Consider the following 18,457-nt stretch of genomic DNA (forward strand, 5'->3'; position numbering starts at 1 on the left):
AAAATAAAATAAGTCTAATTTTAAAAAGGTCTTTAAAAATCTTAAACCAATCAACAACTGACTAATTAAATAAAATTAATAAAATAAAGAACATCTAAGAGAAATATTTCTAAAGTTGACAGAGTTGATATTCAATATGCGTATTTCCAATAATAAGTAAATGCCATTGTTTTCTGTTTTTCGAAAATGAATTATTTATAAAAATTGTTTTTGTCTTTGTAATTTTAGTCTATCATATTTATTTAGCTGAACATTACTATTTTATAGATTTAATGAATTTTTAATAATATTTCTCAAAAAAATTAATTAATAATAGCTATTTTTACAAAAAAAGGTTAATTATGTAAATTAATTAAAAAAAGGTTAATTATGTAAATTAATTAAAAATAGCCATATAAAATAGAATATTATAAAGTAAAATATCTTTTATTATCTGAATAATAAAGGATATAAATTATCATTTCATGGAAAACTTGAAATAACACATATAATGTAAAAATAGACAGCCCTAATAACTACCTACGACGAAGCTATGAAGCATTAATTCCATATCTAACAATTGATAAAAAAACAAAACCCAATTGTTAATAAAAAAAGATTGCTTAGAAGATGAAATTATGAAGATTAAAAATTCAGTTGATGTTTTATTGAATAACAGGGAAAAATTAGTTTCCTAATAAGCTATTATAATAAAAAAATTGACATGAAAAATATATAGCTTTTTTAGTGTATCCAAACAATATGTTCTTTATTGTCAAAGTCATCATCAAAGCTGAATATTTCGTATATATTTAATTCTTTCATTACTTCTATACTTAGTGCATCAGCTAATCCCAAAGTAGCTTTATATTTAATTAGTGTTTCCATTGCTCTTTGGGTTAGCTCTTTGTTTTCATAGATAATAGTAAATTCAGATGTGATAGTTTCATATACTTCACTTATTGCTTTTGTGTTTCTATTTAGTCTTTTTAGAAGTAAATTTATTGTTTCAGTTAGAACTGCATTAGTAATTACTAATTCCTTCCCTTCAAGTTTTTCAAATAATTCCAAAGCATTTTCATGATCTTCTTCGCTGTCAACAACAAGAGAAACTATATAGCTACTATCTAAGAATATCATTATCTATAGTTCTCCATTTCTTAGTTTTCTTTTATCTTCAACAACATTAAACGGTTTATCTGTGGTGTATCTACCAGCTAAGTCTTTAAAACTTAACTTAGATTTCTTACTTTGAAGTTTTAAATTTATAGCATCTTTTATAAATTCAGGAATAGAACTTCCTTCTTTTTCAGCTTCTTTTTCAATCTGCTTTAAATATTTATCTTCAATTTTAATTTTTGTTTCTACAAGTGCCATAAACTATCATGTCCAATCTTTTATATTTTTTTACTTAGAGTAAAAAACATTTCATTTTATCATAACGATTATATAATAAAATAAAACCACACATAGATATATTGATTTTTTATATTAATAAAATTTTCTTATAAAAAAATAGAAGATGAAATCATGAAAAACAAAAATTCAGTTGATGATTTATAAAATAACAGGGAACAATTAACTTCATAAACACCACTGCCTAAAAATCATTTCGAACAGAAGAAGGACTAAACAGAAAACTCAGACTAAACAAAATACGATGAACACAAAGAAATGCCATAAAAATAAAATAAAAAAAAAATTCAGCAGGATTCTAGACAGTGCCAAAAAATAGAAAAAAAATTAGAAATAATTATTCATACATTAAATATGATAATTATTTCATGATTTATGGATTTAAAGTCCTGCTTTATCTACTATTGTAGTAGCTACTTCTTCTGCAGAACTAAATGGGAAATCATCTGAAGACAAAACTTTTCCTGCATCAGATGCTTTTAATACAACATCACCAGATTTACAAGTGGTATTTTGACCATCAGGTAGTGCATTAAATAATTCATCAGGATTTTTTATAGGAAACTTTGCTCCAGCTAAAGCTCCAACTATTTGTCCATGTATTTCTTCTTTTGCAGACATAATTATCAACTCCTATTTTATATATATTACTATTTAAATAGACATAAATATATACTTAATCGTTATAAAAATGTACTTAACTATAATTTATTACCTCAGTTAAAAGAATTATGAAAATAAATTAGTAGTTATAAAAAGTTTACTTAACATAAAATTCAAAATAAGAAAAACCAATAGAAATAAAAAACAATAGAAATAAAAAAGATAATTGGTAGATTTAGAACTTAGAAAACTAATATAAATGACTAAATATAATATTTACACTAATTAAATAGAATAAATTAAGGGATACAATGACTTTAAAAGGAAAGAATAATTGTGAGAAAAATATAACTATTAAAAAGTCTCAAAATAGCTATCAAGGAGAAGAAGAAATAATAGAAATTAAAAAAAAGCTCAATTCTATGCATAATGATCTTAAAAAGATAATTGAACAATCGAATCAGGAATATCTTAATATAATAAGTTCAAATCTAAAACATGAATTTATAAATTCTATAAATGGATACATGTTAGATAAAACTGATGAAACTTTAGACCAGAGAATGATTGATCCTTGTGATATGAGAGAAAAATGTAAAAATACCTTTAAAAGATATTTAGACAAACATACGAAAGAATTAAGCCCTGATAATATTTCTAAAAAGAAAATAAATAAAGGAAGGGAAGAATTAAAAGAATTAAGAAAAATAGGTATTAAAGAAAAATGTGATGTGTGTTTTGATGAAGTATCCCATATCTTTGAAAATCAGATAAGCTTAATTGATTCTCTTAAAATTTATGAAAATCGTGATATTGAAGATAATGCTGAAATTTCAGCAATTAATGAGGTAAATGTTGTAAAAAATGTTTTAGATCCCATAGCTAATAAACAAAGGTTGCAGATTCTAAAAGTCATAGCCCTCGAACCAAAAACTTTCTCAACCTTATCTAAACTAACTAATCTTAGAGGAGGAAATCTCTTATTTCACATACAAAAATTACAAAAAGCAGATTTAATAATGCAGAAATATGAACGTGGAGAATACATCTTAACAAAAAAAGGATTTAAGATTATTAATCTTATAGCTAATTTGAATTAAAACAAGCATTATTAAAATAATCATTATAATAAATAACCAAATAAAAACAAACAACACCATAAATAATCAAATAAAATGATCATAAGACTTATTATTAATTATTAATGATATTATCAATAAGAATATAGTCCTGAAAATAAAGTTTATAAGTAATGATATTTTTTAAAAACTTTTATATTCATTTATTTCTCAATCTAAATAATCATAATATATATTTTTTTAATAATAAAATTATTAAAGATTATTTTAGAAATTAAAGATAATAACAACTTATATTCATGAAATAAATTAATATTCCAAAAAACCATTGATTAGAATCTTTTCTTTCAGGACTATAATTTTAAAAAATACGAAAAACTAATATTCAATAATATTTTGATATTTAATAATATTCTTAAAATGCAATTGATGATAATAAAATTAGAAAAATGAATTCAAAACTAAATATCACTCCATTATTATATTTATTATAAAATTATCATAATTATTACTAAATCTAATCTAAGATTCTATTTTTGTTTCCATGATAAAAGATATCATCAATATCACAAAATTTTCTAAATTCTGCTTCTTCATTAACTTCTTCATTGATATGGGCAATTAATCCAGGAAGTCTTCCAATTATGAATATTCCTGTTCCATCTTGAGGAGCAAATCCCATATCAGATAAAATAGCTGCATTAGCTCCATCGATATTCATTTTTACATTTTTCTTTTCCATCAATAAATTTTCAATAGCTAATGCTAACTTAATATGTGTTCCAATAAGTTCTTCTTTAAAGGCTAACTTTAAAATAGCTGTTCTTCGAGGATCTTCATTATGATATCTATGACCAAATCCTGGTATTTTTTTTTTATTATTCAAAGAATTTTCTACAATGAATGAAGCTATTTTATTTATCTCATTATCCTCGATATCTTCAGAATTTTCAATGGAACTTTGAAATAACTCCATAGATTTTTCAATAGCTCCTGCATGATTTTTCCCAAAAGAAAGCAATCCTCCAGATAAAGCTACATTTAAAGGAGAACCTGAAGACGCTACGAGTCTTGCAGTCTGAGTGCTTGGAGGAGTCACTCCATGATCACAAAAAGATACCAATACATGATTGAACATCTTAGCTACTTTTTTAGATGGTATTTCTCCTTTGAGTAATAGATAAACCATTTCAGAATAGCTTAATTTAGATATTAAATCTTCTTGAGAATATCCTCTAGTTATTAATTTATTAGGTTCAACTTTTGTGATTCCTGTTCTTAATTTAGATTCAGAATCTTTTAAAGCATTTTTTAATGGTTTTTCTCCTAATACCATATTATTCCTCAAATAATAAATCTTAAAACATTATATTAAATAAACCTTAATGTATTGATTATTAATATCTTGTATAATTATTTAATTATTAAAATATTAACAAATACTTATTGTTTAAATGATTAATTAGTGATTTATAGTTAATAATGGTTTGCCTTTTTAAATAATTTCAAGAGTAGCTACCCTAGGTTCTACAAAACAGCACGGTCTAGTAGCTACAACTCTAACACCACTTGCTCTTTGATGACCTATATTTATAAATGATCCAATAGCTGTTGTTTTGCCTCCAAGTCCCATTGGTCCAATATTAGCTTTATTGATTTTATTTGTGAGATAAGTTTCAATATCTGATTGTTCATCTAAATTTCCATATATCATGGCTTTGATTAGTAAAGAGTTTGCTTCAAAATGAGTTCTTCCAATTCCAATAGCTGGAATAGATGGAGTACAACCAAGAAGAGGTAAAGATTCTATGATTCTTTCGGTAGCTATATTCAATACCTCTTTATAAGATCTTTTGTGAAAAACTCTGTAAGTATTAGCTCTTATCTCTGGTCCACCACCTAACAATAAAAGGTGGATTTTGACGTTATCTCCATCGTAGTTATCAATTAAGATTGAAGGAGGTTTTATCATTTCAGATTTATCATATAATCCTTTGGATTGTTCAATTCTTTCAATTGAATTTCCTTTTACAGCCATAGGCCTTCCAGGTAAATTTTTAAGTCCGTTAGATATCCCTTCTTTGATTTCAACTAAAAAATCATGAGATATAAGTCTATCTTTCCCTAGTTCAATGAAAACATGAGGGATTCCTGTATCATCACATAATGGAAGTTTGTTTAAATTAGCTATTTCAGCATTTTTAATCATTAGTTCCAAAGCCCAAATAGCATTTTCATCCTCTTCATTATTTAAAGCTCTTTTAAATGCAGCTATTCTATCCTTGGGATAACTTGTACTTGCATCGATTAAAGCTTTTTCAATGTCATTAATTAACTTCATAAGATTCCCTAACAATACAATTGATCATTTAGAAACAACAGCTTCTGGATAATATCTTTTAATCATATTTTGAACTAATAATACCTGTTTTATTCTTAGGTTAGCTTCTTTTTCTGTTGTATCCCAACTATGATGTTTAGCTACTGAACCACCTGTTTTTAAATAAACTGGAGCTCCTACCTTAATTATTTCTGGAACTTCATAATGACATATGAACCCTCCTGTAGAAGTAGGATTTTCAGTATGAAGATCAATTGGAATATCAATAGCTTCACGTATTAAAGCAATCATATCCATCTGGAGGTCACAGACAGATTAAATGAATCTAAACCAATATTCTCAAATAATTTTGCTGAAGCTGGGTTTCCAGCTCCTGGATGAGCAGATAACTTGAATTTAGTATCTCTAGCTATTTCTACAAATTCTCTCATTTTAGCTAATATCCGAAGTAGAACCTTTTCCATAAAGAATATAAATACTCTTTTCTAATTTATATTTTTATCTTTTACTAATATATAATTTTTTAGAAAAAATGAGAAGATTGCACTATCCTCTTACAAATACTAGATGAATTTAATGATTATGTATTCATTTCTTAATAATCAATTTATTATAGATAATAAAAATTATAAATTACAAAAAATCACAGTTTTTTAAAATCGCCATTATCTTAAACATCCCACTGGTAATATTTTAATACCATCTGGTCTTGTATAAGCTAATTCTCCACCTGTAACAATAGCTAAAAAACTTGGTTCTTTTATATTTAATTTATCTTCATTTATATGTTTTTTTATCAAATTATCAAGTTTTATTAAATTTTTCGCACCTTTTTCAATTCCACTACTACCTAATTTAAATTCAATAAGAGCATATCTTCCATCTTTTAAATGTAATACGCAATCTGCTTCAAGGCCATATTTATCACGATAATATGAAATTTTTCCATCTACTAAACTAGAGTAAACAGTTAAATCTCTTATACATAGATTTTCAAATATAAATCCAAATGTGTTTAAATCATGTAATAATGTTTCTGGAGTCAAACCTAATGAAGCTACTGCAATTGAAGGGTCTATGAATTCTTTTTTTGAGCTTGATCTAATGGCTGTAGCTGATCTTATATTAGGGTTCCAAGCAGGAACATTATTTATAACAAATAATCTAGTTAATGCACCAATATAAGAATAATATGTTGGTTTACTTATATTTGCAAAATTAGCTTGAATGTCTTTCATTAAGGTTTCATCGGATACAAGTGTTGAAATATTTCTTGCATAAGACTGCAAAATAGTTTTAACTCTTTGAGGGTCACGTTTAACTCCGTCAACAGTAGATACATCACTTTCACAAATATTATCAAGATAATTGGATACAATGAAAAGCTGTGCTTTTTTAGTTTTTTTATTTAAGCTGTCTGGCCATCCACCACGACAACTAGCAAAAATTAACTCTTCAATCGATAATTCTGATCTAATACCATCGATATCCATATCTGGTGAATTAAATAGGTCATTGATAGCTATTTTACCATTTGATTCTTTACTTTCAAATAAACTCATTGGTCTCATAATTAACTTATTTATCCGGCCAGTTCCTGAATGCATTATTTCGCTTTCGTTTACTGAAGTTGAGCCTGTTAAAATGTATAAACCAACGTCATTTAAATTATCAACACTAGTTCGAACAGCATCCCATAATACTGGTGCCATCTGCCATTCATCAATTAATCTTGGGGTTTCTCCTTCTAAAAGTGCTGACGGTTTAATTTCAGATAATTCCATATAAGACTTTGACTTATCTGGATCTTGTAATTTTAATACACTTTTGGCATGTTGTTCAGCTGTTGTCGTCTTACCACACCATTTAGGCCCTTCAATAACAATTGCTCCAATCATTTCTAAACGTTCTTCTAATATGTCATCAATCACACGTTTTAAATATTTATTTTTCATAATAAATAACCACATTAATACTCATTAATTATTTTTTGTAATATCTTATTTAACTATTTTGCGGTATTTCACTTTACTATTTTGCGGTACTTTATTTTACTATTTTGCGGTCTTTCACTTTACTATTTTGCGGTATTTTATTTTACTATTTTGTGATTTTTATTTTTACTATTTTGCGGTACTTTATTTTACTATTTTGTGATTTTTATCAGATTTTTTCATTACTTTTCAGCTAACTTAGATTTTCATCACTCTCTGTAAACTTTACAGTTATACATTTTCTTAATTAATTTTTAGAAAAGAGTATAATAATCCTATTTAGAAACAATAGCTTCTGGATAATATCTTTTAATCATATTTTGAACTAATAATACCTGTTTTATTCTTAGGTTAGCTTCTTTTTCTGTTGTATCCCATGAATGGTGTTTAGCTATTGAACCTCCTGTTTTTAAATAAACTGGAGCTCCTACCTTAATTATTTCTGGAACTTCATAATGACGTATGAACCCTCCTGTGGAGGTAGGATTTTCAGTATGAAGATCAATTGGAATATCAATAGCTTCACGTATTGAAGCAATCATATCCATCTGGAGGTCACGGACAGGATTAAATGAATCTAAACCAATATTCTCAAATAATTTTGCTGAAGCTGGGTTTCCAGCTCCTGCATGAGCAGATAGCTTGAATTTAGTATCTTTAGCTATTTCTCCATTGGATCTCATTTTAGCTATTGCCCAAAGTAAACCTTCATCATAGATAACTATGCCTCTTACTCCTAAATCAATAGCTCTTTTTACGTCTTCAATAGCGTGAACAAGATTAGAATATCCTCTTAATCTGTAACCAATCCTAGAACCTTCTTTTGTTTGAGCAGTAGCACTAGTATCATATGTAGCTCTTGGACCAACACTCAAAAATAGTTTTAAGTTAGTATCTTGAGCTAATGAAACCATTTCTTCAATTTCATCATCATTTAATAGCATTATCCCTTTAGTTTGAGTTACTCTATGTATATTTGCCCCATATTCCTCACAAGCAGCTAGTAATGATTTTAGAGCTTCTGGAGACTGAATTCCTGGAACTTCAAATCGATATTGAGCACCATCAGAAAATCTCTTTTTTGAAATATAGTTAGGTACTGGTTCTTCTATTCCTAATCTTTTTAAAGACGATTTAGTTTCATTCATCATTTTTATAGCCCATGTCTAATTTAAAATTATGTATAGTTAAATATAAATTATTATTTCTATTTGCTCTCAAAAAAGTAAATCATTTTCACCACTTTTAATACCATTTTCAAACAAATAAAACATATACTTATAGAAGTAAGATAATAATTATAAAATATATTTATTTATTAATTGGTTGGCATTTTGGACAGTAATATACAGTTCCGCCCATATAAGCTTCTTTAATTATTTTATTTCCACATACGGGACAGGGATCTTTAAAAGTTTTAGCTGAAAGTATTGTTTTATATTTTCCAAAGGTATTGAACAATGTTTTTTCAGTATTTCTCCCGCTGGCCTCTGTCATTCTTTTTAAAGTTTCTTTTATACTTTTAAATAGTCTTTCCTTATCATCCAGACTTAAATTTTTTATATTACTTTTTGGATGAAGTTTAGCATTGAATAATATATCTTGAAGAGTTCCATTTCCAAGGCCGGGAATTCTTTGTTTTGTAGCTAAAAAAGACTTCAAGGTTGTAGTTGATCGGAGATCTAATATTAAACCTTCAAAATATTTTGTACTGAAATCATCGGATAATGGAGAAGGTTTTGCTTTAGCTATTTCGTAATATTCATTTTCATAGTCTTTAGTCAAAGTAACATGGATATGAGCATACATCTGAATTGTGCAATATATTGCAGATGAATCCTCAAATTTTATAATTAGTTGATTTTTCTCAGGAATCTCATTATCTTTTGACAAATAACGAATTATAGCCCCATCACTTAAAACTATCTTAGTATCTTCAGCTATTATTTCTAATTGTCCTCCATATGCATTAGACTCAGTGATAGTTTTACCTTTAAGTAAATCATTGTACTGTTTAGGATCTCCATAGTAAAAGGCAAATTTATGAGGAGAATTCTCTGCTATAACTTGAACTATCTTTTTACCTTTAATAGTTTTATTTAATTCTTTTGAAAGACTATGGCTCTCTGGAAATTCCATCATTTAAATCACCCTATATAAAATCTGCCAAAATTTTGCAATTCTATTTTTTAAAAATTAATCAAATTAAACTTTAAATCAAATTAATAATAATGAGATTTAATTAAATTTAACATATTATCAACTTAATTATTAATCTAACTATTATTGATATCAATTTAATTTTTTGACTATTAGTTTTAATATTATTTTAATGTTATGATATTGTTTTTATTTTAATTAAATTCATCTCATGATTAAAAATATCTAGAAATATTTAAATTAAATTCATCACACAATTAAAAATATCTAGAAATATTTAAATTAAATTCATCCCATGAATAAAAAATATCTAGAAATATTTTAATTAAATTCATCACATGAATAAAAATATCTAGATAGAAAATTAGCAATTTCTACATATTAAAACAAGTCCTTCATAAAATCTCTGATTTTATAAGATTCAATCTTTTCAATAGATTTAAGCCTACCTAATTCAAAATTAGGGTTTAGTAGTCTGAATTTTTCAATAATATCATTATGAGAAAAAGAATTTTCAGTTTCACCCAATGGAAGCTTTACAATCTTCTCAACTATTTCAACATCATTACCACTATAAATTTCAATAATCACTTTTGAAGGTCTATAATCAGGAGTTAAAGACTCAAATTCATCATCAATTTCAATGACTATTTTTTCTAAGATATTTTTAAAATAATAGCTATTAAAATCGATATTTCCAATGTTTTCAAGAGTCATATCATTAGAAATAATAGCTATAGCTATTGAATAAGGTAAACTTTGTTTCAAATCTTCTTTAGTCTTGGGATTGAAATTATCATGTTCGGCAGCTATTTTATAAGTTTTAATGATTATCCTTTTAATATCATCAATATTAAAATTATTAAATAATTTATTTTTTATATCTAAAGTAGCATCAATACTAGAATGTAAATGTCTACAAAAAGGATATTTTTTAAAATAAACTTCCCTAATATGGAATTTACCAAGTTCATTTTCTAGATATCTAGTTAAGTATTCTTCATTGAAATCTTCCTTTGATGTAGCTTTTAGAAAGCCTTCTTTTCCATCAAAAATGGATTCAGCTCCTGAAAAGCCCTTTTGGGCTAAGAATGATGAAAAAATACCATTATGCACAGCATTTCCAACATGAAGAACTTTGCCCATTGTTCCTTGGTGATCAGACTCTAAAAGTCCTGCCGCAGTTGTTCCACAAAGTCCAAATGTAGCTATTGTTTTCTCAAGGTCAAAATCTAATAGCTTAGATACTGTGGATCCTGCAGCAAATGTTCCTATCGTTCCAGTGCTATGAAATCCTTGATTTCTATGAGAAGGATTAACTAATTTACCAAGGACAATAGCTATTTCATAACCACAAACAACAGCTTCCAAAAAATCTTTTCCAGATAAATTCTTTTCTTCACAAATAGCTAATGCAGAAGGGAAAACAACACAACCTGGATGTAATTGAGCTATTCTATGGCCATCATCCAAATCTAAAGCATGTGCAGAGATTCCATTTAGAAATCCTGCATTTAATGAATTTGAATATTCATTAGAACTTGGATTAGCATGATGATTAGCCTTCATATGAGTATTTGAATGAATATTCTCATTTGAATATCCAGTGCCTATGATAGAACATTTTCCTTCCTTTTGATTAAATTGATTTATTGTTTCAAGAGCTATTTGAGAACTTTCTTCATGAAATCCTCTGTTAGTTACACCCAAAAAATCTAAGAAACATAGCTTAGTTTTATTTATAACTTCCTCTGGAATGTCTTCATATTTTAAATTTATCAAAAATTTAGCTAATTCCTCTACAATCATACTAAGCCCACTAATTCATATCTCATTTACTCTATTACCAATCTATAGTTATCATAATAAACCATTCAATTTATATTTTTCATCCTAACAAGAGGTTTTGCTAAATGTCGTCTTGCTGAGACTGGAGTTTCATAGAATTTGTTTTTTTCTAAGTTTCGTTCCTCTTCAATAGCTATTTTTTGAGTATTACTAAGTTTATTACCACATTTTTTACATTTAAATCCTTTATTATGTCCTGCAGAAGTCATTCTTTTCCCACATACACAAACTGGATTTTCAAAGTGTTGTTTTCTTTTTAAAGACAATATCCTTATTTTTTCGATGTTGAATGTTCCACTACAACCAATTCCACCAAATAGCTGAACTTGATCACTTTCAACAAGTTTTTCGATGATTTTTCTAAAATCTTTAGTTGGTTCATATGCTGCAGCTTCTATTTCTCCAGAATCATCAGCTAATGTAAAAAACATGTGCCCTCCCTCAATTACATGAGGAGCATTTTTTATATGCCCACTAACAATATAACATCCATATTTTGCCATATCTGCTATTTTAGCTATTTTTTGGAGGTGCATATCAGTGTGTTGATTTGTTTTAAATATGCAAAATGATTCAATGGGTTCATTTGATTTTACTAGGTTTTTAGCTATTTTTAAAACTTCTGGTGATTCTCCTCTTATTCCATAAAGAATAGGACAAGGTGTTCTCGGTTCAATAGCTATGTAACTACCATCTACATTTTCAAAAGTTTCAGGATAAGTTTTTTTATTCATTTCATGAACTGAGGTATTGTCAATAGCTCTTTTTTTACCATAATTTGCTTTTATTCTGTATGTAAGAAGTTCATAGGTAAAATCTTCAAGTGGGCATGATATTGATGCAATAGCGCCAATGATACCCCTTCCTTTTTTAAATTTGTGAATTTCAATATTGGTTTTGTTTGCAAAGTCTTCAGCTTCTTTTATTGAAATAATAGAATAAATAGCTTTTAAAGCATAATTTTTCATTTTATCCGTGATTTTTCCTTCATAAAATACAACTCCAGGATTAGTATTTTCACAATCCATTTGAGATAGTTTTTCAACATTTTTAAGAATGATTTCTTTAGCTATTTTTAGTTTTTGTTTATCAATGTCATGTAAATTGATTTTAAATGAAATTCCTCCATTACCTCTAGTTTTAAATCTAGCAAATGGATTTAATCTAATAAGTCGAGGATAATCATAAATAGCTATTCCTTGTTCCTTTAGCTGATTTATTATAGAACAAGCTAGATAAGTTGTACACATTCCATCTGGAGAATCAGTATCATCAATACCTACATGAAGAAATTTTATAACAATCACCTATGAAATTATTAATTACATTATTATTTTGGTTTTTAATTATTATTATTAATATTAATATTATTATTGTTATTGTTGTTTAATAACTAATTAACATGAAAATAACTAATTAAAGAAATTTACTTAAATATAATTATACTAAAGTAAAAAATACAACATTGAGCTAATATAATATTAATTTAATATCTTTATAAAATTTATCAATTACAGCATTAAAATTTAAGAAGAAATATTTAAATAAAATTTGAATTTAATTTTACTAAAAAATATTAATCAAAAAGCATTTAAAACTTTGACCATGATTTCAGAACAAAAAAAAAAGTATAGCTATTTTCTTGACTAAAAACAATCTTAAAAACAACTAACAGATAGAAATAGAAAATAAAAAAAATTAAATACAGAAGAAAAGTCCTCAATTGACTAGAAATTTGTAAAAATGAAAAGGCTGAGATGACATTTTTTGCGAAAGAACAGTTTTTTTCGTCAATTGAGGATTTTATATGGCCCCTATTAAAAATAAAAAACTATTTTTAACAAGGAAGTAAAGTGGATCTATTTTCTATTTTTTGGAGGAAATAGTTTTTTAGACACCACAAATAGTAATTGAATTTCATAGTATATAAATGTTTAGGCATGCCTAAACTTTTATACTTAAGATAATAAAAAAATAAAAAAAATATCTATTGAGAGTGTCCCATAATTCGGTTTTTTTGGAAAATTTTTCCGAAAATGGGTTTTAGATTCTAGCCAAAAATTAGGATTTTTCAACGATTTTTACACTTGAAACTGCACATCGTCCCATATTTTGTATTAATAATTGCGGTATAGTTATTATTTTAAGAAATTTTACGTGGAAATGGTGTGTTTTGAAATTATAATCTCCTTATTCTTTCAATGCATTATATCTTAGGATCCGTGTTTATGTATTATTTTTATGTTATGTGCTATGGATTGTAGTGTTAGTTCTGTTTCTGCTTTCTTCATTGTTTTTCTTTTTATTCCAGAAAATTTCCTTGATTCTTTTAGGATTGCGAAGTTTACTTCTCCTGTATGGAATCTTTTTTTGTATATTTTTCTTCCGAAATCTGAATTGTAATCTTCTCTCATTTTAATTCTTAAGGGATGTGCTAAATGGAAAATTTCTCTTTTTCTGTTTTTTGTGCATTTTTTCAGGTATTTGCAGTTTTTACATTCTGTAGTTGAGTAAACTCTGTATAATACAGTGTTTATTTTTCTTTTGTTTTGATATTCTAGTGTTTTATTGTTAGGGCAGGTATAATTGTCGTTTTCATAGTTATATGTGAAATTAGGTTTACTGAAGTTTTTATTTTCATTTTTACTTTTGATTTTACTGCTTTCATCTCTATCTGGCATTATTGCTTTGATATTATGTTTAAAAAGGTATTCTACTGCTTCTGTTGTTAGATATCCGTTGTCTGCTGTGTAATAATCTGGATGTTTTGATAAATTCATTTTCACGGTTTCTATCATGGGAATCAGTTGTTTATGGTCTGTTGCATCGCTAACAAGCTTTTTTCCAACTATAAAATCATATTTATCGTCTGTTGCAAGTTGATAATTGTAGTTTAACCCTATAACATTTTTTTTATCTAGCATCCAACGACATTCAGGATCAGTGACACTAATTGTGTGTTTGCCATCATAATTTTTCTTTAAAATACTAAGAAAATCCAAAGCACTCTCTTTTTTATCAGGATGATCTATTAATTTTATTAAAAGTTTAATTCCTTCTTGTTTAAGGTTATTTTTAATTTCATTGATGAATTTTTCGTTTGTTTCATTCAATAGGTTTCCAAAGAAGAATTTTTGAATTTTTAAAAGAATATTTTCCCCATTTTCTTTTTTATAAAATTTTTTAACGAGTTTTTCAATATACTCAATTTCTTCTATTCGTATCAATTTGTTTGTGGATGCATTAGCTTTTACAATCGTCCCATCAATGGAAACATGTTCAAAACCTATTAAACCTAATTCATCTCCTTTATTAACAACATAATCAAATAATACATCGATCAATATCATATTTTCATTGTAAAAACGTGAAATAGTGGTTTTACTTGGTTTTTTATTATTTAATATATAGTTACAAGTTTCATCATTGTTTTTTATCCATTGCTCAAGTTCACGACAACTAGTTTTATTATTTAACACTCCCCAAACTATTAAACCTAATAATTCATCTGCTTCATATTTTTTTGGTCGTCCTACGTTATTTTCTTTCTTTTCCAGCAAAAAATCAAATTCGATTAAAAAGGTGTGAATAATCTTTTTAACCGTGAAAACTATGTTTTCATCTTCTAAATTCATTCCTGGAATAGACCATTGAAAATTAGACTGTAATTCAACTGGTTTCAATGCTTTTATCATAAAAATAATGGTCCTTTTCGATTTTTTTTATAATTTACAAAAATTCACATAAAAAACCAAAAAATTTAAGTGACACAAAAATCAAAAAGAACAATTGTGAGGGATTTTTTGGGTTTTTTTGCTACAAAAATACATTAAACCCTCACATATTTAAATATTTCTATTTTTAACTAATAAAAATAAAAAAATCCAATGAAATTAGACTCAAAATCCAAATTCACTAGTAACTACTTCACTTTTCAAAAAAAAATATACAAAAAAAGTTAATTATGGGACACTCTCCTATTAATCTTTTAATCAGAAAAAAATAAATAAAGAAAAAAAAGAATTACAAAATAAAGAAAAAAAGAATGTTTGGAAAGAATAGTTACATTAATTAACTTCTTTCCAGAAAAAAATATATAACACAAAATAATTTATTTTTTTAGGCTTTTCTGTATACTGTTATTCTGAGTTTAGCTATTTTGTTATACGCTAGGTTTTTGACCATTGTTTTTAGTATTTTAGATGCTTTGTTGTAGCTGTATTTGGTGTTTTTTGTTGTTTGTATTTTGTAGAGTTTGTGTTTTTTGAGTATGTTTTTGAGTGATTTTGTGAATGTCTTTGAGCCTGTTTTTTCTCCGTAGTTTTTGATTGAGTAGGTTATGTAGTAGATTTTGTAGTTTTTGGTCTTTTTTGAAGTTGTTTTTTTGCTGTAAACTTTTATTTTTGCTGGTGTTAGTGGTTTGTTGACATTTATGGTTTTTGTTAAACTTGTTGATTCTTTGAATGTGTAGTTTCCACTGGTGTTAGTTATTGTTGTTTGTTGGGTTTTTGCATATACATTGTAGTTATCTGTTTTTGGTACGTTGTAAATGAATCTTGCTTCGCCGTATTTATCGGTTGTTGCTGAACCTACTTGTTTACCATTAACATAGAAATAAACTTTCTCACCTGCTAATTTTTCTCCAGTGTTTTTATTTGTCAGTATTGCTGTTATTGTGATTTGACCATTACCTGAAAAAATCACTAAATCTGTGTTAGTTTCATAAGTTACATCAACGGTTATATTACTGTTGTTCTCTGATTCGGTGTTATTATTACCTGTATTGGATACTATATCTCCGGTGTTATTGGTTGAATTAGTATTGTTAATAGCTACATTGTTGTTGTCGCCTTCATTGGTGATTAGTCCGTCTTTTGCTGTGTTGTTAGTTATAGTGGAATTGTCGACTGTGATTTTGTTATCATCGCCTTCACTTTTTAATATTCCGTCATTATTGCCTGATAAATTGGTGTTATCTATAGCTATTTCGTTTTCATCACCAGTACTACTGATTGCTCCACCTTCTCGTGCAGAGTTGTTAGTTGCTGTTGAATTATCCAAAACAATAACATTACTATCACCATTATTGTTGATTACTCCACCTTTATTTATAGCATTGTTGTTGTTGAAATCAGTGTTATTAGCTGTTAGATTATTATTTGCACCGTTGCTGTTGATTGCTCCACCGTTTTTAGCAGAGTTATTGTTGAATGTAGAGTTGTTAATATTAGTCTCATGGGATTCGCCATTGATATCTATTGCTCCACCACTAGAAGTAGCAGAGTTATTTTCAAACAATGAACTATCTATATTAACTTCACTATCTTCACCATTAATATCTAATGCTCCACCAATCTTAGCACTATTATTCACCAAAGTACTACCTTCAATGTTAATAGTCTGATTAGTACCACTAGCATATAATGCTCCACCTTCTTTAACAGCAGTATTATCACTTATAGTACTATTTTTAATAGTAAGCACATTATTATCATTAGTAAATCCTATTCCTCCACCATTAATACCAGCAGAATTATTAACTATGGTAACATTATTCAAAAGAGTGTTACTACCAATACCACTAATATGAATAGCACCATAATTGTTAGACACAGTATTATTCTCAAACATGGAATTTCTAACAGTATTATCACTATCAATACCCATAATAGCTAAAACACCAGCAGAAACAGCATAATTACTCACAAAAATACAATTATCAACCAAATTAGTACCATTAACTCCAATGAAACCCACAGCACCATTAGTATATGCTTTGTTGTTTTTGAATACTGAATTTTTGAGAGTATTATTGGAACCCTCTCCAACCATACGTAAAACACCATACATATCTGTTGCTATGTTGTTTTCAAAAGTACAATTATCAACCAAATTAGTACTTCCAACCATCTCTAAAGCACCATAATTTTTTGCAGTGTTGTTTTTGAATACTGAATTTTTGAGAGTATTATTGGAACCAACTCCATCCATACGTAAAGCACCATAACTATTACCTGCTTTGTTATTTTCAAAAGTACAATTATCAACCAAATTAGTACTATTAACTCCAATGAAACTTACAGCACCATAATCATTAGTTGCTGTGTTGTTTTTGAATACTGAATTTTTGAGAGTATTGTTGGAACCCTCTCCAGCCATACGTAAAGCAGCAATATTATTATTTGCTTTGTTATTTTCAAAAATACAGTTATCAACCAAATTAGTACTATTAACTCCAACTAAATATACAGCACCAATCTCATTACTTACAGTATTGCTTTTGAATACTGAATTTTTGATAGTAGTGTTGGAACCAGCTCCATTTATATAAACAGCTCCACCATTATTATTTACGGTGTTGTTTTCGAATGTACAGTCGGTTATGGTTAATATGATGTTAGTTGCACCTGAATAAATTACACCACCATTACCTGTGATGTTTCCGTTGATGAAGGTTATGTTTATCAGTGTTAGGTTGATTCCTGCATTTATTGTGAATGCTCGTCCACTGTTTTCCATGTCGATTATTGCTCCACCTTTGTTTACGGCAGCTATTGTCATATTTTTATTGACTGTAAGATCTTTATTACCTGCTCCTGAGTATACACCATCTTCTAAGTACAGCGTATCACCAGCATTAAAGCTACCATTGTTGATTGATGCATCTCGTATATTACCAGTAGTGTTATTAATAGTAACATCTGCTGCATTTACTGTGCCGATTAAACAAAAAGCGCCAATAGCTATTATTGCGGAAATTATCAAAAAAATCGATAATTTCTTAAATTCATTTTTATACATAATTTAAATTCACCTCAATATTTTTTTAATTAATATATCGAACCGTGTTTTTACTTAAATATCTAATGATTCAATATAACGCCAGCCATTAGTTAAAAAACTAAAAAACGTTTAACAATCATCACCTACTAACTAACATCTCATCAATAATAAATGAAAAAAACTTGTTAGTTACTGAAAGAACAGTTAGTATCCTATTAAACTATTAACTTTTAATTACTGGACAAACATACTTA

The 18,457-nt window shown here is 27.3% G+C and carries 13 protein-coding genes and 1 pseudogene; 1 reads left to right on the top strand and 13 read right to left on the bottom strand.

Annotated features, from left to right (window positions below):
• Positions 1-723: 723 nt before the first annotated feature.
• From MBCUT_RS07020 to MBCUT_RS07030, 3 genes are all read right to left on the bottom strand, one after another.
• The gene (locus MBCUT_RS07020; protein ID WP_067259978.1) at positions 724-1,119 is read right to left on the bottom strand and encodes a type II toxin-antitoxin system VapC family toxin; all 396 of its coding nucleotides are present in this window, start codon (positions 1,117-1,119) and stop codon (positions 724-726) included.
• A 3-nt stretch (positions 1,120-1,122) separates the two neighbouring features.
• A complete protein-coding gene (locus MBCUT_RS07025) occupies positions 1,123-1,356 on the bottom strand; it encodes a ribbon-helix-helix domain-containing protein (protein WP_067259979.1) in 234 nt (77 codons plus the stop codon).
• A gap of 420 nt (positions 1,357-1,776) precedes the next feature.
• Positions 1,777-2,016 carry an MTH865 family protein gene (locus MBCUT_RS07030; RefSeq protein WP_067259980.1) on the bottom strand — a complete coding sequence of 80 codons (240 nt, stop codon included), beginning with the start codon at positions 2,014-2,016 and terminating at the stop codon, positions 1,777-1,779.
• Between the two features lie 293 nt (positions 2,017-2,309).
• Between MBCUT_RS07030 and MBCUT_RS07035 the strand changes: the two genes are divergently transcribed.
• A complete protein-coding gene (locus tag MBCUT_RS07035; RefSeq protein ID WP_084270753.1) occupies positions 2,310-3,098 on the top strand; it encodes a winged helix-turn-helix domain-containing protein in 789 nt (262 codons plus the stop codon).
• Between the two features lie 496 nt (positions 3,099-3,594).
• Here the strand turns inward: MBCUT_RS07035 and MBCUT_RS07040 are convergent, their stop codons facing one another.
• The 10 genes and pseudogenes from MBCUT_RS07040 to MBCUT_RS07085 all read right to left on the bottom strand — a co-directional run bounded on the left by MBCUT_RS07040 (position 3,595) and on the right by MBCUT_RS07085 (position 18,221).
• Positions 3,595-4,413, bottom strand: a complete 819-nt coding sequence (locus MBCUT_RS07040; protein WP_067259981.1) for a citryl-CoA lyase — start codon at positions 4,411-4,413, stop codon at positions 3,595-3,597.
• 159 nt (positions 4,414-4,572) lie between these two features.
• Entirely contained in the window at positions 4,573-5,418 is an 846-nt protein-coding gene (locus MBCUT_RS07045; protein WP_067259982.1) for a fumarate hydratase, read from the bottom strand.
• A 24-nt stretch (positions 5,419-5,442) separates the two neighbouring features.
• Positions 5,443-5,891, bottom strand: a pseudogene (locus tag MBCUT_RS11850) (peptidase); the annotation flags it as partial.
• A 192-nt stretch (positions 5,892-6,083) separates the two neighbouring features.
• A complete protein-coding gene (locus MBCUT_RS07055; RefSeq protein ID WP_067259984.1) occupies positions 6,084-7,373 on the bottom strand; it encodes an ATP-binding protein in 1,290 nt (429 codons plus the stop codon).
• Between the two features lie 314 nt (positions 7,374-7,687).
• The gene (locus MBCUT_RS07060) at positions 7,688-8,560 is read right to left on the bottom strand and encodes a U32 family peptidase (protein ID WP_067259990.1); all 873 of its coding nucleotides are present in this window, start codon (positions 8,558-8,560) and stop codon (positions 7,688-7,690) included.
• A 163-nt stretch (positions 8,561-8,723) separates the two neighbouring features.
• Positions 8,724-9,554, bottom strand: a complete 831-nt coding sequence (locus tag MBCUT_RS07065; RefSeq protein WP_067259985.1) for a zinc finger domain-containing protein — start codon at positions 9,552-9,554, stop codon at positions 8,724-8,726.
• Between the two features lie 399 nt (positions 9,555-9,953).
• On the bottom strand, positions 9,954-11,381 hold the full coding sequence (locus tag MBCUT_RS07070; protein WP_067259986.1) for an MmgE/PrpD family protein: 1,428 nt from the start codon (positions 11,379-11,381) through the stop codon (positions 9,954-9,956).
• Positions 11,382-11,446: 65 nt separating this feature from the next.
• Positions 11,447-12,727 (bottom strand): tRNA(Ile)(2)-agmatinylcytidine synthase, encoded by a 1,281-nt coding sequence (locus MBCUT_RS07075; RefSeq protein ID WP_067259987.1) that lies wholly within the window; start codon positions 12,725-12,727, stop codon positions 11,447-11,449.
• 906 nt (positions 12,728-13,633) lie between these two features.
• Positions 13,634-15,115 (bottom strand): transposase, encoded by a 1,482-nt coding sequence (locus tag MBCUT_RS10580; RefSeq protein WP_084270754.1) that lies wholly within the window; start codon positions 15,113-15,115, stop codon positions 13,634-13,636.
• A gap of 424 nt (positions 15,116-15,539) precedes the next feature.
• Positions 15,540-18,221, bottom strand: a complete 2,682-nt coding sequence (locus MBCUT_RS07085) for a beta strand repeat-containing protein (RefSeq protein ID WP_067259988.1) — start codon at positions 18,219-18,221, stop codon at positions 15,540-15,542.
• Positions 18,222-18,457 lie beyond the last annotated feature (236 nt).

Source organism: Methanobrevibacter cuticularis, from assembly GCF_001639285.1.
Taxonomy (GTDB): Archaea; Methanobacteriota; Methanobacteria; order Methanobacteriales; family Methanobacteriaceae; genus Methanobaculum; species Methanobaculum cuticulare.

Bases quoted from the DNA above. Each gene is read 5' to 3' on its own strand.
- MBCUT_RS07020 (WP_067259978.1), bottom strand. From the start codon at position 1,119: ATGATATTCTTAGATAGTAGCTATATAGTTTCTCTTGTTGTTGACAGC.
- MBCUT_RS07025 (WP_067259979.1), bottom strand. From the start codon at position 1,356: ATGGCACTTGTAGAAACAAAAATTAAAATTGAAGATAAATATTTAAAG.
- MBCUT_RS07030 (WP_067259980.1), bottom strand. From the start codon at position 2,016: ATGTCTGCAAAAGAAGAAATACATGGACAAATAGTTGGAGCTTTAGCT.
- MBCUT_RS07035 (WP_084270753.1), top strand. From the start codon at position 2,310: ATGACTTTAAAAGGAAAGAATAATTGTGAGAAAAATATAACTATTAAA.
- MBCUT_RS07040 (WP_067259981.1), bottom strand. From the start codon at position 4,413: ATGGTATTAGGAGAAAAACCATTAAAAAATGCTTTAAAAGATTCTGAA.
- MBCUT_RS07045 (WP_067259982.1), bottom strand. From the start codon at position 5,418: ATGAAGTTAATTAATGACATTGAAAAAGCTTTAATCGATGCAAGTACA.
- MBCUT_RS07055 (WP_067259984.1), bottom strand. From the start codon at position 7,373: ATGAAAAATAAATATTTAAAACGTGTGATTGATGACATATTAGAAGAA.
- MBCUT_RS07060 (WP_067259990.1), bottom strand. From the start codon at position 8,560: ATGAATGAAACTAAATCGTCTTTAAAAAGATTAGGAATAGAAGAACCA.
- MBCUT_RS07065 (WP_067259985.1), bottom strand. From the start codon at position 9,554: ATGATGGAATTTCCAGAGAGCCATAGTCTTTCAAAAGAATTAAATAAA.
- MBCUT_RS07070 (WP_067259986.1), bottom strand. From the start codon at position 11,381: ATGATTGTAGAGGAATTAGCTAAATTTTTGATAAATTTAAAATATGAA.
- MBCUT_RS10580 (WP_084270754.1), bottom strand. From the start codon at position 15,115: ATGATAAAAGCATTGAAACCAGTTGAATTACAGTCTAATTTTCAATGG.
- MBCUT_RS07085 (WP_067259988.1), bottom strand. From the start codon at position 18,221: ATGTATAAAAATGAATTTAAGAAATTATCGATTTTTTTGATAATTTCC.